The following is a 26,154-nucleotide window of genomic DNA, read 5'->3' on the forward strand; positions in this document are numbered from 1 at the left end:
AATACAGGCTGAGAACACAATAAGAGATCCTGATGGGCGAGTTTGAGCTGATCCGCAATTACTTCGCCGCTGCGCCTTGTGCGCAAGCGGGTGAAGGTGTGGCGCTGGGGATTGGTGATGACTGCGCTTTGCTGACGCTGCCGCCCGGTGAGCAGTTGGCGATCTCTACCGACACGCTGGTCATCGGCGTGCATTTCCCTGACGTTTGCGATCCTTTCCTGCTCGGCCAGCGTGCGCTTGGCGTGTCTGCCAGTGATCTGGCGGCCATGGGCGCCACGCCCGTTGCATTTACCCTTGCGTTGACCCTCCCTGAAGTATCTGCCGACTGGCTGAAGGCTTTCGCCGAAGGTTTGAACCTCATGGCGCAAGGTTGCGGCTTGCGACTGGTGGGCGGCGATACGACTCGGGGGCCATTAAGCCTTACAGTCACGGTATTCGGCCGCGTGCCGACGGGTCAGGCATTGACTCGCAGCGGCGCACTTCCGGGGGATCTGCTGTGTGTCGGTGGACCGTTGGGCGATGCGGCGGGTGCATTGCCGCTTGTGTTGAACCAGCGCACCACTGAGGCGTCTACCGCAGAGGCTTTACTGGCGCGCTACTGGTCGCCACAACCGCAATTTACCCTGGGGCTGGCGCTACGTGGCAAGGCCAGCGCCGCCCTGGATATCTCCGATGGTCTGTTGGCAGACTGCGGACATATCGCGCTGGCATCAAAAGTCCGGCTATTGGTCGAGCAGGAAACGCTGCCGATGTCCGAGCCTTTGCTAGCCTTTATCGGGCAGCAGGGCGCGAGGGAAGCAGCGTTGAGTGGTGGTGATGATTATTTGCTGGCGTTCACGTTGCCCCCAGAACACTTACAGGATTTGCTCGACGCAGGATTACCCATCCATGTCATCGGGCGAGTCGAGGCGGGCGAGGGCGTCGCGCTGATCGACACCATGGGTCACGACATTCCTGTCCTGGCACGCGGCTACCAACATTTTCGGGAGACACCGTGACAGATCATCCAAAGCAGGTCCCGGCGGAATTCGTTCCACCTTCGGTCTGGACCAACCCGTGGCACTTCCTGGCGTTCGGTTTCGGCTCCGGCACCCTGCCCAAAGCGCCGGGCACCTGGGGTTCCATGGTTGCCGTGCCGTTCATTCCGCTGTGGCAAATGCTTCCGGACTGGGGCTACTGGCTGATGCTCGGCATCACCATGCTGTTCGGTTTCTGGCTGTGCGGCAAAGTCGCGGATGATCTGGGCGTACACGACCACGAAGGCATCGTCTGGGACGAAATGGTCGGCATGTGGATCACCTTGTGGCTAGTGCCCGAGGGCTGGGTCTGGCTGCTGGTGGGGTTCCTGGTGTTCCGCTTTTTCGACATTCTCAAGCCATGGCCCATTCACTGGATCGATCGCAAGGTGCACGGTGGCGTCGGGATCATGCTCGATGACGTGCTAGCGGGCGTATTCGCTTGGGCGGCGATGCAGGGAATCGTCTGGGTCTGGGCGTGGATTTGAGCCGCAATGTGCTTTCCTGTGGGAGCGAGGCTTGCCCGCGATAAGTCTGGACGCGATCTAAAGTGAATCGCGTTCAACCTTATCGCGGGCAAGCCACGCTCCTATCAAACATCACTCCAATAATGGATTTGAAACGCGGACCTTGTAGGAGCTAACTTGTTGGCGAAGCGGAATTTCTGACGATGCGGGTCCGACGTCTCGCCAAAAAGTTGGCTCCTACAGGGTCATCCGTTTGCTTAGCGACAGCGAGGTGTCAGGGATACCAGGACCACTCCCACAGGGCATCAATCTAACTTCCCGATCTGTATGCCCCACAATTCGGCATAAGCGTCTGCCGAGGCGTGCTGCTACAATGCGTGCCTTGCGAATTTCCAGTCCCATACTGATCAGGAGCACACGGTGCCCGTCGTATTTGTAGCCGCTTCCAAGCTGCCTACCCCTTTTGCCGAATTCACCATGCATGGCTTTCTTGAGCATGCGACCGGTCGCGAACATCTTGTGTTGAGCCTGGGCGACGTATCCGATGGTGCTCCAGTGCTGGGGCGTGTCCATTCCGAATGCCTGACCGGCGATGCGTTGTTCAGTCAGCGTTGTGATTGCGGTTCACAGCTCGAAGCTGCCTTGCGTGCCATCGCTTCTGAAGGTCGCGGCGTTTTGCTCTATCTGCGTCAGGAAGGCCGGGGCATTGGCTTGCTGAACAAGGTTCGCGCGTACGAACTGCAGGATGGTGGTGCTGATACCGTTGAAGCCAATGAGCGTCTGGGTTTTGCCGCAGACCAGCGCGATTACGCTATCTGCCTGCCAATGCTGCAGCACCTGGGGGTCGAATCCCTGCGTCTGATGACCAACAACCCGCGCAAGGTCAAAGCCTTGACCGAGATGGGCATCAACGTTGCCGAGCGTGTACCGCTGCATACCGGCCATAACCCGCACAACAAGCTCTATCTGGCGACCAAGGCCGGCAAGCTCGGCCACATGATGGGCAATGAGGATCAAGGCGAGGCTGATCGCGCTTGAATCGCCACAACACCAGACGCCGCTTCGCTCTCGCGTGGTGGTGGCAACTGGTGTTGACCCTGGCGCCGCTGTTTGTGATCAGTGGTGCGTTCGATAGCAAAAACGCCATTTTTCCCGTGCTGGCGATGCCACTCTTCGTTGTCGGGCTGCTATCGATGTTTGTCAGCCTCAAGCCATTCGGCCGCTACAAACACGCGCTGATCGCTACCGGCGCTGCCCGCGACACCCCTGAAGAGTCCGCGGCCTGGATCAACCTCGCTGACGCCCGTCGCGTGGCGTTTCTGACTGCGGGGTTGCCGGCATGGATCGCTGCACTGGCGGTTTTTGTCGGGCTGGAAACGGTTCCGCTGCTGCTGTTGGCGTTCTCCAGTGCGGTGCTTCTGTATCTTTACCGCTTACCCCGGCAACTGGTTTGAAGTACTGCCACCTGTAGGCGCTGTGTGTACTTGCATGAAAAAGGAGCTTTCCATGAACGGACCTGACCCGAAAAACCCCCACCCAATGAACGGCTTTCCGCAGGTGTGTTTCATTAAGAACACCCTCAACAATCCGAATATCATTGTGGGCGATTACACCTACTACGATGACCCCGAAGATTCGGAAAACTTCGAGCGCAACGTCCTTTATCACTTCCCGTTCATTGGCGACAAACTGATCATTGGCAAATTCTGCGCACTGGCGCGGGGCACTAAATTCATCATGAACGGTGCCAACCACAAGATAAATGGCATCTCGACGTATCCGTTTCAAATCTTTGGCAGTGGCTGGGAGAAGGTCACCCCTGAGCCGGGAGACTTGCCCTATAAAGGCAATACCGTGGTGGGTAACGATGTCTGGATGGGCTACGACGTGCTGGTCATGCCGGGCGTGACGATCGGCGACGGGGCGATCATCTCTTCGCGCTCGGTAGTGGTGGGTGATGTCCCTGCTTACAGCGTCGTTGGCGGTAACCCGGCCAAAGTCCTGAAACACCGCTTCCCCGCTGAAGTCAGCCAGCGACTTTTGACCGTTGCCTGGTGGGACTGGCCCATAGAGAAAATTACCCGGAATCTGCAGATGATTGTTTCAGGTGATATCGAGGCGTTAGAGGCAGCTGTTTAGCGTAAATACGCGCACATTTCCTGTAGGGGCTCACCGAGGTTACGAGGCCAGCGATGGCGGTGTATCAGACAAACCGCTATCGCGGCCTCGCGCTGCTCGTGCGCTCCTACAGATCCGTGTTTGCTTAGCGAGACGCATAGTCATCGGGTGAAACGCATCCCCTGTAGGAGTGAGCTTGCTCGCGATAGCGTCAGGCCAGTCGATGATTCATAAACAGAAAAATCGAATCGCGAGCAAGCTCACTCCTACAGTTCCGTGGTTTGCTTCGCGACAGAGCGTTATCGGGACACAGTGCCATTCGCTGCCAGTCATCAACCAAACTGCACAAAAAAAGGCGCTCAATGAGCGCCTTTCTTTTTGATGCTTTCAACGATTAGCCAATCAACACTAGTCGCTCGTTGATCGCCGCTTCGATACCCGCCTCATCCAATCCGCACTCAGCCAGCATTTGTGCAGGCTTGGCGTGTTCAACGTAGACATCCGGCAAGCCGAGATGCAGCACGGACTTGAGGATGTTTTCCCGTGCCAGAAACTCACTGACGGCAGCACCGGCACCGCCCATGACGGCGTTTTCTTCGACGGTCACCAGCAATTCATGATTGGCTGCAGCGTCGCGGATCAGTGCCTCATCAATCGGTTTGACGAAGCGCATGTCGATTACGGTGGCGTCGATCTTATCTGCGACTTTAAGCGCGTCAGCCAATTGCACGCCGAACACCAGAATGGCAACGCCCTGACCATTACGGCGAACGATGCCTTTACCGATTTCGATCGGTGCGAGGCCGCTCTCGATCACTGCGTTCGGCCCGGTACCCCGTGGATAGCGCACAGCGGCGGGGCCGTTATGCAGATAGCCGGTGCTAAGCATCAGGCGCAATTCGTTTTCGTCGCTCGGCGTCATGACCACGATGCCGGGAATGCAGCGCAAGTACGACAGATCGAAGCTGCCCGCGTGGGTCGGGCCGTCTTCGCCTACCAGGCCTGCGCGGTCGATGGCGAACAGGACGTCGAGGTTCTGCACCGCCACGTCATGCACCAGCTGGTCATAGCCGCGTTGCAGGAAGGTGGAGTAGATCGCTACTACTGGTTTGGCGCCTTCGCAGGCCATGCCCGCAGCCAGTGTTACAGCGTGCTGCTCTGCAATGGCCACGTCGAAGTAGCGCTCCGGGAAGCGCTCGGCGAATTCGACCATGTCCGAGCCTTCCTTCATCGCTGGGGTAATACCCACCAGACGTGAGTCAGCCTCGGCCATGTCGCAGATCCACTGACCAAACACACCGGAATACTTCGGCCTGCTGGCCTTTTTCGGGGCAACGGCCGGAGCATTGAGTGGCTCCAGTTTGGTAATGGCGTGGTAGCCGATCGGGTCGACTTCAGCAGGTGCGAAACCTTTACCTTTCTTGGTCACAACGTGCAGGAATTGCGGACCTTTGAGGTCACGCATGTTGCGCAGCGTGGCGATCAGGGTTGGCAGGTCGTGGCCGTCGATAGGCCCGATGTAATTCCAGCCCAGCTCTTCGAACAGGGTGCCGGGCACCAGCATGCCTTTGGCGTATTCCTCGGTGCGGCGGGCAATTTCCCAGGCACCAGGTAAACGCGACAGAACCTTTTTGCTGCCCTCACGCATGCTGCTGTAAGTGCGACTGGAAAGAATCTTTGCCAGATAATTCGACAGCCCGCCAACGTTGCGCGAGATCGACATGTCATTGTCATTGAGGATGACGAGCATGTTGGCGGCGACTTCAGGCGCGTGGTTCAGCGCTTCGAACGCCATCCCCGCAGTCAGCGCGCCATCACCGATGACGGCGATGGACTTGCGGTCGCTGCCTTGCAGACGGGCGGCGATGGCCATGCCCAATGCTGCGCTGATCGAGGTGCTGGAGTGGCCGACGCCGAAAGTGTCGTACTCGCTCTCGCTGCGGCGCGGGAAGGCGGCAACACCGTCTTTCTGGCGCAGGGTGTTCATGCGCTGGCGACGGCCGGTGAGGATCTTGTGCGGATACGCCTGATGGCCCACGTCCCAGACCAAACGGTCGTCCGGGGTATCGAAGACATAATGCAAGGCGATGGTCAGCTCGATCACACCCAGGCCGGCACCGAAGTGCCCGCCGGTCTGGCCAACGGAATAGAGCAGCTCCAGGCGCAGTTCATCGGCCAGGTCTTCCAGCTCGGCTTCGCCCAGGCGACGCAAGCCGTCCGGCGTATCAGCGCGGTCGAGCAGCGGCGTGGTTGGGCGCACGCGGGGAATCTCTTTAAACGTCGTGGGCATCAGGCGAATCGTTATAAGTAAAAGAGGCGGCAGTTTACCTGATGCATCGCATGCTGCCCATGAAGTGCAGTTTTTGATACGTCGGCAAACCTGGAGAACACACGTTTCTGACCCGGCCAGACAAGACCGGTTCGGAGTATTTGCAGTCGAGTTAAAGGGATCAGTTGCGCCGTTCGACGATGAAACGAGCCAGCTCACGCAGCGGATCAGCCGACGCGTCGAAAGGTCGCAGGGCGTTGATGGCCTGGTCACGCAGTTGCAAGGCGTAAAGCCGGGCCGGTTCCAGCCCCAGCAGCGCCGGGTACGTTGGCTTGTCGCGGGCGATGTCTGCGCCCTGGCGTTTGCCGAGGGTTTCGGTATCGCTTTCAACGTCGAGAATGTCGTCCTGCACCTGAAATGCCAGACCAACGGCCCGGGCATAGACTTGCAACGCATCGAGTCGGGTCTGGTCAGCATTGCCGCTGGCCAGTGCGCCAAGCTTAACGCTGGCTTCGATCAGCGCGCCGGTCTTGTGCCGGTGCATGAATTCCAGTGCTGCCTGATCCAGTTTCAGACCTACCGAACCCAGGTCGATGGCCTGACCGCCAACCATACCGGCAGGGCCAGCGGCCAATGCCAAAGCACTGACCATTTGCAGGCGGGCTTCGGCGTCTCGCGAGGTCAGGCGTGGGTCGAGTAGAGCCGTGAAGGCCAGGCTTTGCAGGCCATCACCGGCCAAAATCGCGCAGGCTTCGTCGAACGCCTTGTGAGTCGTTGGCTGGCCGCGCCGCAGATCGTCATCGTCCATCGCCGGTAAATCGTCATGAACCAGCGAATATGCGTGGATCAGCTCAACGGCGCAGGCTGCGCCGTTGGCATCTTCGGCGTTACCGCCCAGCGCTTCGCAGGCTGCGTAGGCCAGCAGCGGGCGCACACGTTTGCCGCCGTTCATCACGCTGTAGCGCATGGCAGCGTACAGGCGGGTCAATTCTGGAGCGGGTGCTGCAAACAGACCTTCCAGCGCCGCGTTTACGCGGGTCTGACTCAGTGCCTGATAAGTCGCGATCATTCAGGTTGTTCCGCGTCGAATGGCTCTTCGGCCAGTTCGCCGTCGCGTTCGAGCAGCACTTGAACCTTCTGTTCGGCTTGCGCCAGCGCGCCCTGGCATTCGCGAGTCAGGCGAATACCTTGCTCGAAGGCAGTCAGCGAGTCTTCCAACGACAGCTCGCCGTTCTCCAGACGCTCTACCAGCGTTTGCAGATCAGCGAGTGATTGTTCGAAATCCAGTGCAGCTTTCTTGCGGGCCATGGGGGCTATTCCGGTAGAGGTTAAACCGGCGCGACACTAGCAGAGCGAGGGCTTCTGGGCAAATTGGGCGGCGCTAAAATGGCTGTTCGGGCAGGGTAAACCAGCGGTTTGTTACACCGTTCATCTGCCGGATAGCCATCGTCATCCGCGATGGCAGCCTCATCAATGCCTGATGTACGCGCTCGTTCAGCGCTTCTAGCATCGCAAGCCTGTGATCTTTGGATCGTTTGCTTTATCGAGGGCAGAACAATGAAGAATTTCCGTATCGGGCAAATCGTCCCCAGCTCCAACACCACCATGGAAACCGAAATTCCGGCGATGTTGACCTCGCGTTACTCGCTGTTCCCCGAAGAGCACTTCACCTTTCATTCGGCGCGCATGCGCATGATGAAGGTCAGCCCGGAAGAGCTGAAAAAAATGGACATCGACAGCGACCGTTGCGCGCTGGAACTGAGCGACGCACGTGTTGATGTCATGGCCTACGCCTGTCTGGTGGCGATCATGTGCCAGGGCGCGGGTTATCACAAAGTGTCTCAGGAACGTCTTGGCAACGTGGTTGCCGGGAACGAAGCGCCAACCCCGGTGCTGAGTTCGGCAGGGGCACTGATCGATAGCCTTAATGTGCTGGGCTACAAAAAAGTCGCGATTATTACGCCGTACATGAAGCCGCTGACTCAGCAAGTGATTGATTACATCGAAGCTGCAGGGATCGAAGTGACGGACTCCATCAGTCTGGAGGTGGCCGACAATCTGGCGGTAGGGCGTCTTGATCCGATGAATCTTGTGGCGCATGCCGATCGTTTGAATATCGGCCAGGCGGATGGTGTGGTGTTGTCATGCTGTGTGCAGATGCCGTCATTGCCTGCGATTCAGGTCGTGCAGGATCGGCTCGACAAGCCGGTACTGTCCGCCTCGGTCGCCACCGTTTATCAGATCCTGAAAACCCTGGGGCTGGAAGCCAAAGTGCCAAACGCCGGTCATCTGTTGTCAGGCGCGTTCTGAGAGGTTGATTGAACGCGTACTATGACCGGACTTCACGTCCGGTACTTCCCATGAAGCTCGATCCTGTTTCGCTGCGCCTATTCGTCAGTGTTATCGAAGAAGGCACCATCGCTGCCGCCGCCGAGCGCGAGCACATTGCCGCGGCGGCGGTCAGCAAGCGGCTCAGTGAGCTGGAAGAGTTGCTCGACGCGCCTTTGCTGGTGCGCACCAACAAGGGCGTCACGCCTACTGCGGCGGGTATCTCCCTCTTGTACATGGCCCGCAGTGCCCTGAACAGCCTCAATGAAATCGTCGTGCAGATGCGCGAATACGGCCATGGTCGTCGAGGTTCGGTGCATGTGCTGGCGAACATCTCGGCCATCAGCCAGTTCATGCCGGGTCTGATCAAGTCGTTCATGGATATGAACCCGCTGATTGATATCCGGCTTGAAGAAAAGGAAAGCCTGGCCATCACCAAAGCCGTGGCCGAGAACCGCGCTGATATCGGCATCTTCACCCGCTTGCCCCATGGCACCGATGTTGAAGTCTTTCCCTTTCGCAAGGATCGGCTGGTGTTGCTGGTGCCCGACACGCATCTGCTGGCGGGCCGTGACAGCGTCACGTTCAGCGAAACCCTTGATCATCCTTACGTAGCGCTGCGCAGCGGTACCCACCTGAATTTCCAGTTGATCAAAGCCGCCAACGATGTGGGGCGTTCGCTGAAAATCCGCATGGAAGTGTCCAGCTACGATGCGCTGTGTCTGATGGTTCAGGCGGGCGTCGGTATCGGCATCCTGCCGCAGGGTAGCGTCGGGATTTATAGGCTGGAAGGCGTACGAACAGTGGTGCTCAATGAGCCGTGGGCAGAGCGGGAATTGATGGTCTGCATCCGCCCGCGTGAAGGACTCTCGAGCGCGGCGGGGTTGTTTCTGGAGCATTTGCTGGGTGGTTGAGTCAGCGCCGGCCACCTGTCCTGAGGCAGGCATGATCCTGTAGGCGCGCACGCCGCTGGACCTGTGGGAGCTAGCCCTGTATCCCTGACACCGCCCACTCGCTCCAACAACCCCCGTTTATTCAGTGATTTATATTTTGTTTGATAGGAGCAGAGCTTGATCTGGGCGGCATTCCGACGATACAGGCACCGCAAATGTCAGGTATATCGAGTCCAGTCTTATCGCAGGCAAGCCTGGCTCCCACAGGATTGGCGGCGATCCGCAGACTTTTCCTACACACCTCATACCGCTATCTTTACCTCCCTGAACCCGCCGAAGGAAGACACACCGCTATTGCGGCCTCGCGTTGCTCGTGCGCTCACAGATCGGCCGTGGGGCGGGAAATCGGAGTGCATTTCACTTCGTCCCCGAAACTCAGGCCCGACCCATGCTCGAATAACTCAAACCCGCATCCGCCAACGCTTTGGGCTCATAAAGGTTGCGCCCGTCAATCACGATCGCGCACCTGAGTTGCTGCCTGAGCCAGGTGAAATCGACACTGCGAAAAGCTTTCCATTCGGTGCAGATCACCAATGCATCCGCGCCTTTGACTGCCTGGATGCGATCACCGACCAGAACCAAATCGTCACGTTCGCCGTAGATTCTTCGACATTCCTGCATCGCCTCGGGGTCGTACGCCTGAATGCTGGCTCCGGCGCTCCACAGTGATTCCATCAAGTCTCTGCTCGGCGCGGCGCGCATGTCGTCAGTATTGGGTTTGAAGGCCAGTCCCCAGACAGCGATGGTCTTGCCTGCCAATTGCCCCTCCAGAGCTCGTTCGAGCTTTTTGAACAGCGCGGTTTTCTGTCGCTGGTTGATCTCTTCCACAGCCCTGAGTAGTTGCGGGTTGTACCCGACTTCATGGGCTGTGCGACTCAGTGCCTGAATGTCCTTGGGGAAGCAGGAGCCGCCATAGCCGCAACCGGGATAGATGAAGTCATAACCAATGCGCGGATCGCTACCAATGCCGTGGCGGACTTGCTCAATATCCACGTCCAGGCGCTCGGCCAGGTTAGCCATTTCATTCATGAAGCTGATCTTTGTCGCCAGCATTGCGTTGGCGGCGTACTTGGTCAGTTCGGCGGCGCGCAGGCTCATGAACATCAGCTTGTCGTGATTGCGGTTGTAAGGCGCATAGCACTCGCGCATGAGCGTTCTGACACGCTCGGAGTCGGTGCCGATGATGATCCGTGCACCACGGGTGAAGTCCTCGATGGCCGCGCCCTCCTTGAGGAACTCGGGGTTGGAGCAGACATCGAAGGGGATCTGCAGGTCGCGGTTTTCCAGCGTCGTACGAATAGTCTCTGCCACCTTCTCCCCGGTGCCGACCGGAACGGTAGACTTGTTGACCACGGTTTTGCAGGTCTGCATGTGCTGGCCGATGCTTCGCGCGACTGCGAGGACGTATTGCAGGTCAGCGCTGCCGTCCTCATCGGAGGGCGTGCCTACCGCGATGAACAACAGGTCAGCAAAGGCAACGGCTTGTGCGGCATCGGTCGAGAAGAACAGCCTTTGCGCATGCACGTTGCTGCGAATGAGCATGTTCAGGCCGGGCTCATGAATCGGCGTTTCGCCTGATTTGAGTAGCTCTATTCGCTGCTCATCGATGTCCATGCACAGCACGTCATGCCCGACATCGGCAAGGCATGCACTGGCCACCAGACCGACATAGCCTGATCCAAAAACGCTGATCTTCATGAGTCATTACCCTCGGTTTTTTGCGCAGCGTGGTGACGTGCATGAGGGTATCGAGCGCGTGTTACAGCCAGTGCAACCTGATGATTTCGCTTGTCCGGCGATGAATTACGTTGCGCTGAAGGCTCTGGATCAATGCTTTCAGCGTGGTCCTTAATCAGCAGGGGGACTCAAAAAAACGCATAAACAGTCAAGTTATCCGTTGTGTTGGCCGATATGCCCTGTGCACAGGTTGCTCTCAATAAAAATAACAACAGCGTGCATTGGGGAAACACAGACACATCACGGAGAGTTTATGAACAGCAGCTTGGCCAATATCAGCGTCACCATGAAGTTAGCCCTGGGGTTCGGGGCGGTGCTTATATTCACTGCACTGCTTTCACTTCTGGGGTGGACCAGTCTGGATAAGCTGATCTACCGCACCGACAGAATCGGTGACATCGCTGAGCTTTCTGATCGCCTGACGGTATTACGCGTCGCGCGTCTGCAATACATGCTTGCCAATGGCGACGAAGCTGCCGCACAGAAAGTGCAGGCCGCCCTGGACGACTTCAAGAAGCAACAGCAACTGCTGCTGTCGACCTTCACCAATCCGCTCAACGCCAAAGCCCTTTCTCAGCTCACCGACATCATCAAAAACTACGAGACGTCGCTGGAGCAGATGCGCGGTGGCTATCAGGTCAGCACCAAGGTCCGTGCCGATATGGGCGTGGAGGCCACCAAAGGTGCTCAGTTGATTGCTGCCATCAATGACTCGGTGCTTAAACAGGACCCCTCGAACCCTGAGCGTTCTGACCAATTGCAACTGGTGGCTGACGCCAAAATGGATTTCCAGCTGGTTCGTTATGAAGTGCGCGGTTACACCGGCAACTCGAATGAAAAGACCGAGCAGGCTGCGTTCAGCCAACTGGAAACGTCGATTAAAAACGTCGACAAGCTGAAGACTGTGTTCAATGCGACCTATGGCACCGAAGTGACACAGCTTGAAGCCTCTCTGCGTAACTATCTGACTCTGGTTCAAGCCTACAAAACTGCCAACGATACGATTGTGTCGGCGCGCAAAGACATGACCGCCCAGGGTTACGAGATCGTTAACCTTGGCGAAGAACTCTCCAAAATCCAGCGTAGCCTTGCCGCGCAAGACACCACCAAGGCCCGCAGCATGCAGATCGGCGGTGCTGTGTTGGCCCTGCTGTTGGGTATCTTTGCGGCGATCATCATCACGCGTCAGATCACCCGTCCGTTGCAGCAAACCCTGGAAGTGGTGAACCGCATTGCCTCGGGGGATCTGACTCACACCATCACCATTACCCGTCGCGATGAACTGGGCGTGTTGCAGCAAGGTATTCAGCGCATGGGTGCCACGCTGCGAGATCTGATCAGCGGGATTCGTGATGGCGTGACGCAGATTGCCAGCGCGGCTGAAGAATTGTCCGCCGTCACCGAGCAGACCAGCGCCGGGGTCAACAATCAGAAGATCGAGACCGATCAGGTTGCTACCGCGATGCAGGAAATGTCTGCCACCGTGCACGAAGTTGCGCGCAACGCCGAGCAGGCTTCGGTAGCGGCGGCGAACGCCGACACTCAAGCCCGGGACGGCGACAAAGTGGTGGGCGAGGCCATCACGCAGATCGAAAAACTTGCCAGTGAAGTGCTGCGTTCGAGCGATGCCATGACCTTGCTGGAACAGGAAAGCGACAAGATCGGCAAAGTCATGGACGTGATCAAGGCCGTGGCCGAGCAGACCAACCTGCTGGCGCTCAACGCTGCCATCGAAGCGGCACGTGCCGGTGAAGCAGGGCGAGGTTTCGCGGTGGTTGCCGATGAAGTACGGGGTTTGGCGCAACGCACCCAACAGTCCACTGAAGAGATCGAAAGCCTGATTGCCGGGCTGCAAAACGGTACTCGTCAGGTCTCGCAAATCATGCTCGGCAGCCGCGCCTTGACCGACAACAGCGTTGCCCTGACGCGCAAGGCAGGCACCTCGCTGGAAAGCATCACTCAGACGGTTTCCAGTATTCAGGCCATGAACCAGCAAATCGCCGCAGCGGCTGAGCAGCAAAGCTCGGTGGCTGACGAAATCAGCCGTAGCATTGTCAACGTGCGTGACGTGTGTGAGCAGACGGCGGAAGCCAGTGAAGAGACCGCCGCGTCCAGCGTTGAGTTGGCGCGATTGGGTGGTCAGCTACAGATGATGGTTGGGCACTTCAAGGTTTAACGCTTACACGGTGATCGTCAGCCCGACGATCACCGCGCCCGTCAACAGCGCCGCCAGCCCCAGGCCGAACCATGCCCGCCAGGCGCTGGTGGTGCTGAATACCCAGATGACTATGGCGGTGTAGAGCACGAAACTCAGCAACGTCGCGATCTGCACGACGCTTGCGGGATCGCTGCCTGAGACGCGCGGCAACAACAGCGCCAGCAATGACATCACTAGCGCAGACAAAACATAACCGCCGAGGGTGGCGGCCAGCACCCGGCTGAGAATCATCCAGCGGTAGAGGTGTGTGTGGGTGGTTTTCTTCATTGCACATCACCTGTAGATGCCGCAAATAATTTACGAATTGAAATGCGATTTTATGTGGGAGCTTCTATGTTTGCCCGCAAGCGCTGATACCGGTGGGAGCGAATTCATTCGCGAAGAGTCCGGTACATCCGCAGCTTATGCATCGCTTGAAACACCGCTTTCCCGAATGAATTCGGTCCCACGGGGCAATCATGAGCTTAAGATCAAGGACAATCTGTGGGAGCTGAGCTTGGTCTGGGCGGCATTCCGACGATAAACGAAAACGCGCTATGCCTTTAAGCTGCGTCTCATGCATCGCGGGCAAGCCTCGCTCCCACAGGGAATCGCGTTCCAAATCGATGGGCCGTGAGTAGCTGATTGGCACACATGCATCTGCTGCAGATATCATCTACTTCGCCGCAGCAACAAAACAATCACCAGCATGACTCCAAACCCCAGCGCTACAATCTCAACGCTTCCGCGCTGCCAATCCCCTGTGGCCAGATAACGACCGATATGCTGGCCTGTTGTGCAAAAATTGAGCAGCGGCAGGCATAAGCACAGTATTGCGGCGATGGTCAGTTGCTCGGCCCACGCCTTGCTGACCGGTCGACACAGCGCATGAACCAACGTCACCAGCCAGATCAGCAGGAAGCTGCGAACCTCCCATGTGGCTCGGTCCGCCATATCCACCGGTATGGATCGATTGGCGTAGAAATATCCAATACACGCCACGCCAATGCCTGCAATGCTCGCCACGTTAAACGCTTCGATACAACGGTAAACCCTGGCAGTCGCGGTGCCGAATTCTCGCTGACTCTTGTTGCGTCGCTTGATGGTGAACAGCAGCGTACCGGTCGCCATCATCGCCATGCCCAGCAACCCGCTGACGAAGTACAGCCACTTCATGCCCCAGCCGCCCAACTCGGCAAAGTGCAGTGAACGCAGTACGCCGTAGATCTGATCGCCCAGCGACAGGGTTTCCGGCAGCGGCTTCTGGACCTGCAAAGTCGCGCCCGTTATACCGTCAAACAGCACGCTGGCTTGCGGCGTGAATAGTGTCTGGGAAGGGTGAGCTTCATCGTGGCGACCCATCACCCGGACCGTAGCCTTCTGTGACTCCGGGTTCTGCACCACCAGCATGCGTGCGTCCTGGCCCGTCAAGGTTTGCGCCTGTCGCAGAAGCGAGGGCCAGTCAGTTGCGGTGTTTTCGGTCTTGTCGATAGAGCCTGCTTTTCCCGACAGCTCCGACTGAAATTGACTGTAGGCATCCGGACTGGAACTGTAAGCCGCTTGCAGAGGCCAGGGCATGTAACTGGTATAGAAAACGGCCAGCCCGGTGTAGGCAATCATGATCAGAAAGGGCAGGGTCATGACCGCCGTGGCGTTGTGTGCGTCGAGCCAGGAGCGCAGACCTTTGTCAGGTCTGAAGGTGAAGAAATCCTGGAATATTCGCCGGTGGATCACTACGCCAGACACCAGCGCAACCAGCATGCCCACGGTCAGCCAGCCCACCAGCCAGAAGCCCAGCACCGGCAAATGCAGCATGTAGTGAAACGACATGAAGTGCCGACCGCCTTCGGTTTTCCGTGCGACGCCCTTGGGGAGTATTTCGCCGGTTTTAGCTGACAGCGAAACCTGCTGAAGGGTCGACCCCGAACGCCACGTCAATTGGAGGGCCTGGCCCGGATACTGAGGGAATTCGACCCGCCAGAATCGGGCACCGGTTGCGTGTTCAAGCAGGTAATGCTCGGCATAGCGCGCAGCACCCGAAATGTCACTGGTGGGCGCGTTTTGGTCGGCTGCAACCAGTGGCTGCGCTTCCATCCAGCGCGTGATGGGTTCCCGGAAAACGCTCAACGTGCCGGTCAGGAAAATCGCACACAACAACCATCCACACACCAGCCCGCACCACGTGTGGAGCCACGACATGGACTGGCGGAATTTACCTTTCATAATCTGGTTCGCCGGGGTTCATCAATGCGGCCAAGGCTCTTTTCAAACAATGCAATCTTCCAGGCTAAACCCAATCCTGTAGGAGCTCACCGAGGTTACGAGGCCAGCGATAGCGGTTTGTCTGATACACCGCTATCGCGGCCTCGCGGTGCTCGTGCGCTCCTACAAGTGCAGTGTTCCAGGCTATAGCGCGCTGTGCCTGATCAGAAATCGCCCCGCAGTGTGAACATGTAGCTGCGCGGATCGCCGAACAGGTTCGAGCGGTCGGTGGCCACGGCGGTGGTGTAGTAGCGACGGTCAAACAGGTTTTCGGCGTTCAGCGAAACCTTCCAGTGCTCGTCCAGTTTCCAGCTGGCGCGGGCATCCCAGATGGCGTAGCCCTGGCTGCCGAAATCCAGCCCTTCAACAGCGGCCTTGTAACCAGATTGCGCTGAAACACCGCCACCGATGGTGAGGCGATTCCAGACTCCTGGCAGGTTGTAGCTGGTTTGCAGGCGCAGCATGTGTTTTGGGGTTTCGTAGGCGACTTCGACCTCTGCGGTGTTGCGCAGCAGGTTGTAGGTGTAGCCGCCGAATACTTGCCAGCCCGGAAGTACTTCGCCGCTGGCTTCGATGTCGATGCCTTTGCTGCGCTTGATGGCTCCGTTGATGTAGCAGACGCCGTCGACATCTGTCTCGGTGCAGCCGATGTTTGAAGGGTCTGCGATCGCGACATTTTCCTGCTTGATATAGAACAGGGCCATCGACAGGTTCAGGCGTTTATCAAACAGCTCACCCTTGATGCCTGTTTCATAGTTATCACCTGTCGAGGGTGACAGTGGTGCGCCGCTGGCATCGACATAGTTGCCCTGAGCGTTGAAGATTTCCGCGTAGCTCGCATACCAGGACCAATTGTCGCTGATGTCGTAGATCAAGCCCGTATAGGGCGTTACTTCGCGGGTGACCTTCGAGTTATAGGGAAGGGCGCCACCTTTATCGACATCGTAGGTGTAGTCATACCAACTGGCTCGCGCGCCCAATATCAAACTCAGCTCTTGAGTAAGGCGCAATCGTGTATTGGCATAAACGCCCGAACGCTCTTCGGTCATGTCGATGTCCGTCATCCACGCAGGCCGTGCAGGCTTGTTGAATGCATGGTGATCAACGTTGAAGACATCGGTGGGGATTGTTGGCCTAAAGGTGACCGTCGATTGCTTGGTATTGGCCTCTTGCCGAGACCAAGTGGCACCCACAGTCACTTCATGGGTCAGCCCGAACGCATCGAAGTTACCATTCACATGGCTGTCCAGCCCGGTACTTGCCACCTCATCCCGGCGGAACAACACCCTGCGAAAAGTCGAGCCTGCGTTGGTAACAGGGCTGATTGCGCCCTGAGCATAAGCAACCTGCTGATCAAACCCACCCTCCGAATACGTCATCGACGTCGTGTTGCTCCAGCGATCATTGAAGCGATGCTCAACCTCGGCAAACACCTCGCTCATGTCGCTCTCGTGACGGTTCCAGTCCTGCACCAACGAGGTCGAGCGGGAGATATCCAGCGAGTTGCCATTGCTGTAGCGCGGCAGGCCGTAGATCGAATAGCCGTTGATGACGTTTTCCTGATGACGCAGGCTCAGGGTCAGCGTGGTGTCGTCATTCACATCGGCTTCGACAATCCCGTACATCAATGGCGTGCGGGTGTCGCGCTCGTCAATGTACGAGCCGCTGTCCTCGTAAGCGGTGACCATGCGGCCGCGCACCGTGCCGGTATCATTGAGCTTGCCGCTGGCATCGAGGTCCATGCGGTAGCGGTCCCAGGAGCCTGCGCTGGCCTGCACCGTCAGCTTGTTTTCCGCGGTTGGGCGCTTGCGCACCAGGTTGACCGCACCGCCGGGCTCGCCTGCACCCACCAGCAGGCCGGAAGCACCGCGCAATACCTCGACGCGGTCGTAAATAGCGGTATCAGGTTTCATCCAGCCGGTGATCTGGTAGCCCTGACCCGGCACGCCATCAATCAAAAAACTTTCAGCCAGCAGCGAGAAGCCTCTTGAGGTGTAAACGTGGCCGCCGAAGTTGCGGTACTGGAAAGTAATACCGGGCGTCTGCTCCAGCACCTTGTCGAGGCTGGTGAGTTTCTTGTCGTCCATCAGTTGCCGAGTCATGACGCTGACCGTCTGCGGTGTTTCCCGCAGGCTCAGGTTCAGTTTCGAGGCGGTACTGCTTCCTCCCGTGGTGTAGGAGCCTGTCCCATCGGTGGTCGTTCCGAGTTGGCCCGCCGCATTCACATTAGTGGCGCCCAGCACCATGGCGGAGTCGCCCGAAACCGGCAGTCTTTCCAGCACCACGGTGCGTTCGTCCAGCAGGCGCCAGGTGAAACCGCTGCCCTTTAGCAGCGTGTCCATGGCCTGGCCCAGTGTGTACTTGCCCTGCAGCGCTTTGGTGCGTAGCGCGCCTACATCGCTGGAGTTGAAAATAAGACGGACGTTGGCCTGATCCGCAAGCTGAGTCAGCGCCTGATCCAGGGATTGCTCCGGCAGCTTCAGATCAATACTGGTCGATGTGTCAGCGGCCATCGCAGTGAGCGGCATCAAGGGCAGGCTGCCAGCCATGGTCAACATCAGCGTCAGGGTCAACGTGCGACCGCTGACCGGAGCAAAGAACTTGGAAGGTGCCTGCATTTCAATCGTCCGTATTGAATAGTGGTGGTGACACGACATGAGAATTATTCGCGCCCACCCCAACGACGAATCATCCCCACCAACCTTGCCGTCGATTATTGAAATAATTTTTATTCGCGTGACGCCGATAGATGAAAACCGGCCTGGCGGGAGATATTGATGATAACTGTTCTCAGTTGAGATAGGATGCATGCCTTACCAGCCGGGGCAGTCCGAATGTCTGTTTCACCCAACTCAAATCACTTGCTGACAGTCTTTCAGGAGCATTACAGCGACCTGTTGGCCTTTCTCGCACGTCGTCTGGGGAATGTGGAAAAGGCCGCTGATGTGGCCCAGGACACCTATTTGCGGCTGGCAGGTCTGTCCGATACGGCGCAGATTCTGGAGCCTCGGGCCTTTGTATTTCGGGTGGCGGGCAATCTGGCCATTGACCGTTTACGTCAGGAACAACGGCGCTCCGCATTGCAGGCCGATGACCTGGATGAGGACTTCTGCGACCCGATGGCATCGCCGGAACGCTCGTTTCTGGCGACCGAAGCCGTCGAGCAGCTCGATAAGGCTCTGCACCTTTTGCCAAGCAATGCGCGGCTGGCGTTGTTGCTCAATCGCCTGGAAGGCATGACCCACGCGCAGATCGCTACACGTTTGGGGGTATCGGAAAGCTCGGTGGGCAAATACATTGTCCAGGCCATGCGCCATTGTCGGGATTGGCTACGCCAGTCGGAGTGCATCTAGAATGAGCAAGATGCACTCTCCACTGGCGGCTTCTTTGAGCCCATCACCATGACCGAGCCTATGAACCACGCGATGCCCAACGTTGAGCTGGAAGATCAGGCCATTGAACAATGGGTGCGGCTAACCTCGGGCAGTGCCAGTGAATCGGAGCACGCCGCGTTCGCCCGCTGGCGCCAGCAAAGCCCTGCGCATGAAGCCGCCGCCAGGCTGGCCGAACAGATGTGGCAGGCCATCCCGAAGACCCGGACCGCTGAAGTCTTCGTGCCCCCAGCCCCGCCGCAGCGCCGTCCTTTGCGTTGGGTCGCACTGGCTGCCGGACTGGGCGCGTTGGCGCTGACCAGTTTTACAGAACCTGTTCAGGTCTATTTCGCCGACCACACCACCGCAGTCGGCGAGCGCAAAATGCTCACCCTCGAAGACGGCAGCCAGGTCTGGATGAACAGCGCCACAGCGTTGTCCGTGCATTACTCGGCTAACCGTCGCGACATCAGTCTGCTCAAAGGCGAAGCACTGTTTCAAGTTAGCAAAGACGCCAACCGGCCCTTCGTTGTCCAGGCCTCTGGCGGCAGCGTGCAGGCTGTTGGCACCCGCTTTGATGTCGACCGCCAGAGCCAGCGTGTCCGCGTCGGTGTCACCGAAGGTGAAGTCAAAGTCTCTTCGGGCGGCGAAGCCGTCCCGCTGAAAGTGGCCCAGCAACTCGAGTTCGAAAGCGGCTTCCCTCCGTCCACCACCAGCCCCCTGGACACCACCACCGCGGCCGCCTGGCAACGCGGCAAACTGATCTTCAACAGCCGCCCGCTGACCGAAGTCTTCGCCGACATCGAACGCTACATGCCCGGCTCACTGATCGTCGCTGGCACCTTGCCCGACACCGCCGTCAGCGGCGTATTCAACCTCGACGACGTACCCGGCATGCTCAACGTGCTGTCCCAAACCCAGCCCGTGCGGATCTATCAACTGCCTTGGTTGACCGTGGTGATGAATGGCGAGGCGGTGAAAGAGGGGAAGGCCGGGATTTAGCCCTGGCTGATACCGGAATCTAAGCTGAACACTGAACCCCTGTGGGAGCGAGGCTTGCCCGCGATAAGGACACCGCAAATATCAGGTGTATCGCGTCTAGCCTCATCGCGGGCAAGCCTCGCTCCCACAAGGGAAGGGGCTAGTATTCCATTCAGTAGTTGACGGGCCATCACGATCAACCATCGGCCTGTCGCTTCGCCTTGTAAGAAACGTCCGTCAGCCTTTTACGTAATCCACTACGCCTCCCATAAACCCTCTCCCCGAACGCGCCTGCTCACTCCCGCTAATTTCTCCCTCCGATAGATGCTGACGTACCGGTCACCTGCTGGCTCAGCATCTGCTTCTGGAAGAACTAACGGTTGGAGTAAGCCATGCAGCGCATACAAGAATTACGCACCACCTTAGGCGTGCCGATGGCCGATTTTGCCAAGGCACTGGGCGTGTCCGAACAGGTTGTCGGGCAGTGGGAAAGCGGCGAGGCGGAGCCTGGTGTTCCAGCCTTGAGAGATATCGCCACGCTGCTGGGCACCAACGTTGATGACTTGATGGACTTCGCCACCAGTGGCCGAAGAATCACCTCCCAGCACTGGGTGCCGGGCGACGATGCCATCTTTGACGGCTTCTGGGGCCGCATGGGTTTGCTGCTTCCCGGCGAAACCAATTGCAGTTGGTATCCCGTTACTTTCGCGGAATATTCCCAGATTACCGACTCGCTGAGCATTGAGCATGCAGAGCCACAGTGGTTGGTGGTCAGCACCCTTAACAACCGAAAGCTGCTGATCAATCCCGCGTTGATCCGACGCATCCGCCTGCTCGACGACGCCGCAGACCGCCCGGAAGACGACGCCTGGCAACTCGGCTGGGACAGCGAACAAGGCCTGACACCGGAGCTCTATCGCGCACTTGGTGAATACTTCACCGACGAACTTGCGTTCGACACCAACAACTCACCGGTGGCCCAGCAGGTGATTCATACGCTGATCGCCCAACACGATCTGACCAGCGCGAAAGTCATGCACTTGATCAGCGATACCCACGTCCATCTCGCAAGCGGCACAACCGCCAACGTGCGCGCCGCCAACGCCGACATCTACAACCTCGTGCTGGACGCCTACGCGGGCATGCCGCTCGGTATCAGCTTGAGCACAAGGGATTCGGAAGAAGAAAACCACTTCTCGCCGTCGCAAGTGGCGTTGGTGGATATCCCGCTGCTTCAGTATCAGACGGCGGAGATTGAGGCATCGGCGGAGATGGAGGGCGTCTGATAACGCTGACATAGGACCGGCTAAAGCGGGTCTTACGGTTTGCGCAGATCCTGTGGGAGCGAGGCTTGCCCGCGATGAACGATAACGCGGAATATCCGCCTGTTTGCGTCGTCTTGGTCGCGGGCTAATCAATCTCTCCCTCTAAAGCGGCTAATCACGAACGCCCCGCAACTCTTGTCCATACCCAAAACCCCAGCGCCACAACACTAATCGAGCACCCCAACAAACACACCGCCACCCAGCCCCAACGTGCATAAACCTGGGTGGCCGCAACCGCCCCTAGTGCACTACCAAGCGAGTAAAAGCACATATAAGCGCCAACCAGCCGACTTTGCGCATCGGGCCTCGCCGCAAATATCAGACTCTGATTAGTGACATGCACCGCCTGAACCGCGAAATCCAGAACGACCACTCCGACAATCAGCGCGAGCAATGATGTTTCCGCGAACGCGATAGGCACCCAGGACAGCGCCAGCAATGCCAAAGCAATCCCCGTAATGCGCTGTGCCAAACCCTGATCGGCCCAGCGACCAGCCCTCGATGCCGCCAAGGCACCGGCTATCCCCGCGAGGCCAAACAAGCCAATCTGCGTATGCGAAAGACTCAACGGCGGCGCACTCAGCGGCAACACCATCGCCGTCCACAAGACACTGAACGCAGCAAAGATCAGCAGCGCAAAAACACCCCTGATCCTTAAAACCGGCTCGGTGACAAAAAGTGTGAACGTCGACAGCAGAAGCGCCCAATACGAGCTTGCAACACGCGGCAAGCTTTTGCTTGGGATAGCCCTCCACAGCACAACGGCCAGGGTCAGCATCAACCCCGCGGAAACAAAATAAACCGCCCGCCACCCGGCCAGATCAGCAATAAGCCCTGATGTAAAACGCGCAAGCAGGATGCCCAAGACAATCCCGCTCGTTACCGTGCCAACGGCCTGCCCGCGTCGTGATGGCGTCGCCAGCGCAGCGACATAAGCCACGACCACTTGAACAACCACCGCCATCAAACCGACCAAAATCATCGCCCCCAGCAAGGCCGACCATTGCTGAGCAGACCCGACCACTATCAACGCAACAGCCGACAGCAACACTTGAGTCAGGATCAAAGTCTTGCGATTAATCAGATCGCCCAGCGGCACGATGAAAATCAAACCCACGCCGTAGCCAACCTGAGTGGCGGTGACCACAATGCCGATCATGCCCGGGTCGACACCGAGACTCTGAGCCATGGAGTCGAGCAAAGGCTGAGCAAAATAGACATTGGCCACGGCCAGTGCGCAGGTGATCGACAACAGTAGCGTCAGCGCTGGAGATAGCTCGGGAGTGCTCGCCGACCGGATTTCACAAGATTCGAGCTCGATTGCTGCATTGATAGTGGAGGCCATGGATCCATCCTTGATGCTGATTCCGGTTTCAATTAAAAACCACTTCATTGATTTCTACCAAGGCCGGTTTTAATCTGCAACCAGTTTTTCATGGCGTTGCTGCTGGCGAGACTTCCTCTGATGGTTGATCGGGAATCCAAAATGGCGAATCATTCAACTGTCCAAGGCGACGAATGCCCAGTGGCAAGAACCCTGGAAGCCATCGGCGATCGCTGGTCGCTGCTCATCATCCGCGACGCCTTCGACAACGTTCGACGGTTCGGCGAGTTTCAGAAAAACCTCGGCATGGCCAAAAACATCCTCGCCGCACGCCTGAAAACCCTCGTCGAACTGCAAATCCTCGAAATCCACCCCGCCTCAGACGGCAGCGCTTACAAGGAATACATCCTCACTGAGCGCGGCCGTGCGGTTTTTCCCATCGTCGTCTCGATGCGCCAATGGGGAGAACAGCACCTATTCCAGACTGGCGAAGTGCATTCGGTGCTGCTGGATAAAGCGCGTGAGCAGCCGGTGGTTGCGTTGGAGGTTCGGTCTGCAGAAGGGCGACTGCTTGGGCCGGAGGATTGTCAGCGGGGGCGGGTGGTTAAGGGGGCGAAATAGTGGGAAGACTGCTCATCGACGCAGTTCACCCCGACCCGGACAAAAGCACGCTATAGCGTGTGGTCATCCGGGCGGCAGCATTGAAAAATGGCTCGCAATTACGTAAGGACTCGAGCCATTTATGAACTGCAATGAATCCGCTTCACCTCCTGAAACGCTGAACAAGCTCCAAGTCGTCAGCGCTATGTACGACTATCTGATGACAAGCTGGGAAGACCTCCCGGATGAAAACAAAGGCGCCCTGGGTTTTGATTTTGTCGTCGGCAGCGAAGCAGAGGAGGCTGCGCTGAATTACTTGGCCCGGCTGTTCATGGAATACGCGGATTTGTCGTTTCGACGTGCTTTGGTCGCCAGGCGGAGAAGGGTAGGTCTGGATGCTTATTCAGACTCCGTATTTGCCGGTTGATTAGTTGTCATTGGGGCATACCGTAAGTCTCAATCCACACATAGCCAAACGCTTACATGCGATAGAGAAAAACTGCCATTTGCAGACCTGCCCGACAGGCATAGTCTTGTATTCAACCACTGACGAGCAGGAAGCCCGTCAGGATCAAGGATGATCGACCATGAAAGGATACTGCCGACAGGGAGTTGGAATGGTAGTGGACAAAAAACCCGCTTCGGCGGGTTTTTTATTGGGGGTCGGAAAGTGGGTGTCGAGGGTACGCAAGGCTTAGCTCCTAAAAGGGAGAGCGGCGACATGGCGAATACTCGATTTTGGTGTGTTTTACTCGTAATTATTGTATTTTTTTTAGAGTCGAGATGAACAGGTTAAAAGAGCTACGTAAGGCCCTCGGAATAAGTTAATGAGGCGATGGCAGAGCTGGAGGGTTAAAAAAGCGGACTCCGGCGCTGCGCTATGTACTTGTGCGCCTAGCAGCTGTCCTCTGTGAAGTAATCGCGGTCCAACTGCCGCACTTCATGCAGCGATCAAGAATCCACCGTACCTGCGGCCGGGTCCTGAATGGCTTCACCGGGCTGAGGGTTGATCTTGAACGCTCAGGCAACTGATGTCGTCAGCCGTGGGCGGCGTTATCAGGTTGCCGTTGCGTAAAAAAGTCAGTTGTTCCTGCGGGCTGAGGCCGGCCCAGAAGCCGTCGCTGGCCAGCAGCCAATGTTGGTTAGCTGTGATAGGCCAATGCTTGATTTCGGGATTGCTTTCACGCCGCGCGCTGAAACAGCGGGTTAACTGATGGCGCGATAAATTTTGTGCAATCGTTTCATGAGCCAGGTCGCCTTGCCAATTAGCGGCGCAGTGCACGTTACTCAGCCAATTAATACTGCCGTTCTGCTCTATCAAGCCAAGACAGCAATCGCCTTCATGGATGCTGAACGCCGCGTCAGTAAGCAGGCAAAGCACCATATAGCTGCATGCTGCGCAAGGGTAAGCGTCACGCAGTGCCTCATGGCTGTCGGTGATTATCTGCAGTAGTGCTTTGGCCGTTTGTTCTGAGTCCATCCCGGTCAGTTGCAGGAGGCTGAAGTCTTCTGCGAGCTTTGCAAGCAGGGCATTGGCGAGTTCGCCACTGTAAGGATGGCTGCTACTCCCGTCGGCGATCATGTAGAGGCTGGCATGGGCTTGCTCGACATGGGCGAGAGCATCGCGGTTGTCGGCTGTCATAGTGCCGGTCTGAGTGTGACATTGCACGGTTGCACGCATTTAAGCGGTCACCTGGGCGATGTGACGCAAGCGCTGCCAGATGATTTGCTCACGCTCTTCATCACCGCGTGCGGCGTCCTGTACCAAATAGCCGAAATCGTTGTTGCCCAGCAGTGCCTTCAGTGTTTGTGCCAAGTAGGCGTGGAGGTCTGGTGGAGCGGCGTCTACTTCTTGCAGCAGCTCTTCGCGTCCGTTCACCAGATTGAGGATGTCCTCAAGGTCCTGACTCCCTAGCGGATTCAGCGCGCCGCGTCCGGCATAGGCTTCCAGTTTGCTGCCGAGAAAGTAGGGCGGTGTGAACAAGCGTATGCGGCAGCCGCTTGGTAACTCGTGCCATTGCGCGCTGGCCAGGCCGTCTTTAAACCAGCGGTTATTGCAGCCCAACAGATTGGCGGTCTCTGGGTCTTCGGGCATAAAGTCGACTTTCAGTTCGCCGAGGCGCATGCGGCAGATAACGTTATCTTGCGGTGATTGCTTGAAGCCTTTTTGCCGAAGTTGTTCGACAAGCTGTTGCCATCCGGCATAGCCAGTCAGATGGACTACCAAGTCGACATCATCTGTGTAGCGCACTTCCTCCTGACTGAACTCGTCAGTAAGAAGTAAGGCGGTGGTACAGCCGCCCACAAAGGCTACCTGTTGGCAGAGCTCTTGGCCGAGCGCTTGGGCAACCACTTCCAGCATCTGAATGTTTTGGCTGCGACTCATGCTTGCAGCACCTTACTGCGCAGTATCTCGTTGGCGAGATTGGCTTCCCTTGCGCTACCCAGACGAATGGCATCTATAAGGGCCAAGTATTCATAAAGGCGTGAGTCTTTCTTCACAGCGCCAGGCACTGTTTTGAATAGGGGGGTGATGGATTGTCCCTTACGATTACCGAAGGCGTCTGGCCAGACATGTATCAAATCGCCGCCGCTCATCAACTTGTCCTTTAGCACCGGAGCGGAAAAGCTTGTAGGAATGCCCCGGACAATCTCTGCCGGTTTGACGGGGAACACATAGCGCAAACCATGCTCGATAAAGCTCAGCAGGGCTTTGCTATTGACCCGAGGTAACTGGGTGTTGGGGTCTACGCGCAGTAATCCGATTTGCTGGCAGCGCTTTAAAGCCGAAGCAATTTCGGTTTTGCTGATGCCTAACGATGCTTGCAGCGCTCGAACGGAGTAACTGTCGTTATGAACTGGAGGGTCCTGCTCGGAGTGATCTTCCCAGCCTTGCCATTCGCGGGATGAGTTGACATCACCTAGCTTGATCAGCTCCTCAGTTTCACTGTCGAGCTTCCTTTGCTCACGTTCGCGCTGCTCAAGGCAAATCAGCTTGATCAACAGCAAAACATCTTGACTCTTCATGGCGCTCTCAGTTAGTGACTGTCCTTTGTCCTAGGACTGAGGACAGTTTAAGTGCTTGTGCATAGTGTCTGTCAATTGCTTAGCTGACCGCCTGCCACAAGTTGTCGTTCAAGGCATACAGCACCTGATCCAGTTTCCCGCCAAGATTACGGTCCAGACCTTTTAGGCCTCCATCGTTC

Annotated in this window: 24 protein-coding genes and 1 pseudogene; 14 read left to right on the forward strand and 11 right to left on the reverse strand. The window is 57.5% G+C overall.

Annotation, left to right across the window (positions count from 1 at the left end; translation table 11 throughout):
• Window positions 1–32: 32 nt before the first annotated feature.
• From thiL to RX972_RS10265, 5 genes are all read left to right on the forward strand, one after another.
• Complete coding sequence (gene thiL, locus RX972_RS10245) at window positions 33–998, forward strand: thiamine-phosphate kinase (RefSeq protein ID WP_122707015.1); 966 nt, start codon at window positions 33–35, stop codon at window positions 996–998.
• A complete protein-coding gene (locus tag RX972_RS10250; RefSeq protein ID WP_027901910.1) occupies window positions 995–1,504 on the forward strand; it encodes a phosphatidylglycerophosphatase A in 510 nt (169 codons plus the stop codon). Before thiL ends, RX972_RS10250 begins: the two co-directional genes overlap by 4 nt.
• Before the next feature lie 399 nt (window positions 1,505–1,903).
• Window positions 1,904–2,521 (forward strand): GTP cyclohydrolase II, encoded by a 618-nt coding sequence (gene ribA / locus RX972_RS10255; protein WP_316874763.1) that lies wholly within the window; start codon window positions 1,904–1,906, stop codon window positions 2,519–2,521.
• Complete coding sequence (locus tag RX972_RS10260; protein ID WP_316874766.1) at window positions 2,518–2,937, forward strand: MFS transporter; 420 nt, start codon at window positions 2,518–2,520, stop codon at window positions 2,935–2,937. Before ribA ends, RX972_RS10260 begins: the two co-directional genes overlap by 4 nt.
• 52 nt (window positions 2,938–2,989) lie before the next feature.
• A complete protein-coding gene (locus RX972_RS10265) occupies window positions 2,990–3,622 on the forward strand; it encodes a Vat family streptogramin A O-acetyltransferase (RefSeq protein ID WP_410478216.1) in 633 nt (210 codons plus the stop codon).
• Window positions 3,623–3,995: 373 nt separating this feature from the next.
• On the opposite strand, the gene dxs is transcribed toward RX972_RS10265, so the two are convergent.
• The 3 genes from dxs to RX972_RS10280 all read right to left on the reverse strand — a co-directional run bounded on the left by dxs (window position 3,996) and on the right by RX972_RS10280 (window position 7,178).
• Window positions 3,996–5,891, reverse strand: coding sequence for a 1-deoxy-D-xylulose-5-phosphate synthase (dxs, locus tag RX972_RS10270; RefSeq protein ID WP_316874769.1), 1,896 nt, complete (start codon window positions 5,889–5,891; stop codon window positions 3,996–3,998).
• A 160-nt stretch (window positions 5,892–6,051) separates the two neighbouring features.
• Window positions 6,052–6,939: a farnesyl diphosphate synthase gene (locus RX972_RS10275; RefSeq protein ID WP_316874772.1), complete on the reverse strand. Its 888-nt coding sequence runs from the start codon at window positions 6,937–6,939 to the stop codon at window positions 6,052–6,054.
• A complete protein-coding gene (locus RX972_RS10280) occupies window positions 6,936–7,178 on the reverse strand; it encodes an exodeoxyribonuclease VII small subunit (RefSeq protein ID WP_027901904.1) in 243 nt (80 codons plus the stop codon). Before RX972_RS10280 ends, RX972_RS10275 begins: the two co-directional genes overlap by 4 nt.
• 249 nt (window positions 7,179–7,427) lie before the next feature.
• Here RX972_RS10280 and RX972_RS10285 point away from each other — a divergent pair, with 249 nt between their 5' ends.
• Window positions 7,428–8,180, forward strand: a complete 753-nt coding sequence (locus RX972_RS10285) for an Asp/Glu racemase (protein WP_027901903.1) — start codon at window positions 7,428–7,430, stop codon at window positions 8,178–8,180.
• A 50-nt stretch (window positions 8,181–8,230) separates the two neighbouring features.
• A complete protein-coding gene (locus tag RX972_RS10290; protein WP_316874776.1) occupies window positions 8,231–9,112 on the forward strand; it encodes a LysR family transcriptional regulator in 882 nt (293 codons plus the stop codon).
• Between the two features lie 414 nt (window positions 9,113–9,526).
• Here RX972_RS10290 and RX972_RS10295 read toward each other — a convergent pair whose 3' ends face one another.
• Window positions 9,527–10,849: a UDP-glucose/GDP-mannose dehydrogenase family protein gene (locus tag RX972_RS10295; protein ID WP_316874778.1), complete on the reverse strand. Its 1,323-nt coding sequence runs from the start codon at window positions 10,847–10,849 to the stop codon at window positions 9,527–9,529.
• Between the two features lie 325 nt (window positions 10,850–11,174).
• Here RX972_RS10295 and RX972_RS29470 point away from each other — a divergent pair.
• Window positions 11,175–12,209 (forward strand): annotated as a pseudogene (locus RX972_RS29470) (methyl-accepting chemotaxis protein); the annotation flags it as partial.
• A 141-nt stretch (window positions 12,210–12,350) separates the two neighbouring features.
• Window positions 12,351–13,064, forward strand: coding sequence for a methyl-accepting chemotaxis protein (locus RX972_RS29475; RefSeq protein ID WP_406645324.1), 714 nt, complete (start codon window positions 12,351–12,353; stop codon window positions 13,062–13,064).
• A gap of 3 nt (window positions 13,065–13,067) precedes the next feature.
• Here RX972_RS29475 and RX972_RS10305 read toward each other — a convergent pair whose 3' ends face one another.
• From RX972_RS10305 to RX972_RS10315, 3 genes are all read right to left on the reverse strand, one after another.
• The gene (locus RX972_RS10305) at window positions 13,068–13,373 is read right to left on the reverse strand and encodes a DUF3649 domain-containing protein (protein ID WP_316874782.1); all 306 of its coding nucleotides are present in this window, start codon (window positions 13,371–13,373) and stop codon (window positions 13,068–13,070) included.
• 384 nt (window positions 13,374–13,757) lie between these two features.
• Window positions 13,758–15,308 (reverse strand): PepSY-associated TM helix domain-containing protein, encoded by a 1,551-nt coding sequence (locus tag RX972_RS10310; protein WP_316874783.1) that lies wholly within the window; start codon window positions 15,306–15,308, stop codon window positions 13,758–13,760.
• Between the two features lie 203 nt (window positions 15,309–15,511).
• The gene (locus RX972_RS10315; RefSeq protein ID WP_316874785.1) at window positions 15,512–17,965 is read right to left on the reverse strand and encodes a TonB-dependent siderophore receptor; all 2,454 of its coding nucleotides are present in this window, start codon (window positions 17,963–17,965) and stop codon (window positions 15,512–15,514) included.
• A gap of 216 nt (window positions 17,966–18,181) precedes the next feature.
• On the opposite strand from RX972_RS10315, the gene RX972_RS10320 reads away from it, so the two are divergent.
• The 3 genes from RX972_RS10320 to RX972_RS10330 all read left to right on the forward strand — a co-directional run bounded on the left by RX972_RS10320 (window position 18,182) and on the right by RX972_RS10330 (window position 20,985).
• Window positions 18,182–18,700, forward strand: a complete 519-nt coding sequence (locus tag RX972_RS10320) for a sigma-70 family RNA polymerase sigma factor (RefSeq protein WP_027902034.1) — start codon at window positions 18,182–18,184, stop codon at window positions 18,698–18,700.
• 48 nt (window positions 18,701–18,748) lie between these two features.
• Entirely contained in the window at window positions 18,749–19,720 is a 972-nt protein-coding gene (locus tag RX972_RS10325) for a FecR family protein (RefSeq protein WP_316874787.1), read from the forward strand.
• A gap of 371 nt (window positions 19,721–20,091) precedes the next feature.
• Complete coding sequence (locus tag RX972_RS10330; RefSeq protein ID WP_316874789.1) at window positions 20,092–20,985, forward strand: helix-turn-helix transcriptional regulator; 894 nt, start codon at window positions 20,092–20,094, stop codon at window positions 20,983–20,985.
• A 154-nt stretch (window positions 20,986–21,139) separates the two neighbouring features.
• Here RX972_RS10330 and RX972_RS10335 read toward each other — a convergent pair whose 3' ends face one another.
• Complete coding sequence (locus tag RX972_RS10335) at window positions 21,140–22,369, reverse strand: MFS transporter (protein ID WP_316874791.1); 1,230 nt, start codon at window positions 22,367–22,369, stop codon at window positions 21,140–21,142.
• 141 nt (window positions 22,370–22,510) lie between these two features.
• On the opposite strand from RX972_RS10335, the gene RX972_RS10340 reads away from it, so the two are divergent.
• Window positions 22,511–22,969 carry a helix-turn-helix domain-containing protein gene (locus RX972_RS10340; RefSeq protein WP_316874853.1) on the forward strand — a complete coding sequence of 153 codons (459 nt, stop codon included), beginning with the start codon at window positions 22,511–22,513 and terminating at the stop codon, window positions 22,967–22,969.
• Between the two features lie 121 nt (window positions 22,970–23,090).
• Window positions 23,091–23,375 (forward strand): hypothetical protein, encoded by a 285-nt coding sequence (locus RX972_RS10345; RefSeq protein ID WP_316874793.1) that lies wholly within the window; start codon window positions 23,091–23,093, stop codon window positions 23,373–23,375.
• A 564-nt stretch (window positions 23,376–23,939) separates the two neighbouring features.
• On the opposite strand, the gene RX972_RS10350 is transcribed toward RX972_RS10345, so the two are convergent.
• From RX972_RS10350 to RX972_RS10360, 3 genes are read right to left on the reverse strand one after another with little or no spacing between them, the layout of a single operon-like run.
• Window positions 23,940–24,629, reverse strand: coding sequence for a protein phosphatase 2C domain-containing protein (locus tag RX972_RS10350; RefSeq protein ID WP_316874795.1), 690 nt, complete (start codon window positions 24,627–24,629; stop codon window positions 23,940–23,942).
• Window positions 24,630–25,334 carry a hypothetical protein gene (locus RX972_RS10355; protein ID WP_316874797.1) on the reverse strand — a complete coding sequence of 235 codons (705 nt, stop codon included), beginning with the start codon at window positions 25,332–25,334 and terminating at the stop codon, window positions 24,630–24,632. It abuts the gene before it with no gap.
• Window positions 25,331–25,975 (reverse strand): hypothetical protein, encoded by a 645-nt coding sequence (locus RX972_RS10360; protein WP_316874799.1) that lies wholly within the window; start codon window positions 25,973–25,975, stop codon window positions 25,331–25,333. The genes RX972_RS10355 and RX972_RS10360 overlap by 4 nt, the downstream gene beginning before the upstream one ends.
• Between the last annotated feature and the right edge of the window lie 179 nt (window positions 25,976–26,154).

It is taken from the genome of Pseudomonas syringae group sp. J309-1 (genome assembly GCF_032582135.1).
Classification (GTDB): Bacteria; Pseudomonadota; Gammaproteobacteria; order Pseudomonadales; family Pseudomonadaceae; genus Aquipseudomonas; species Aquipseudomonas quasicaspiana.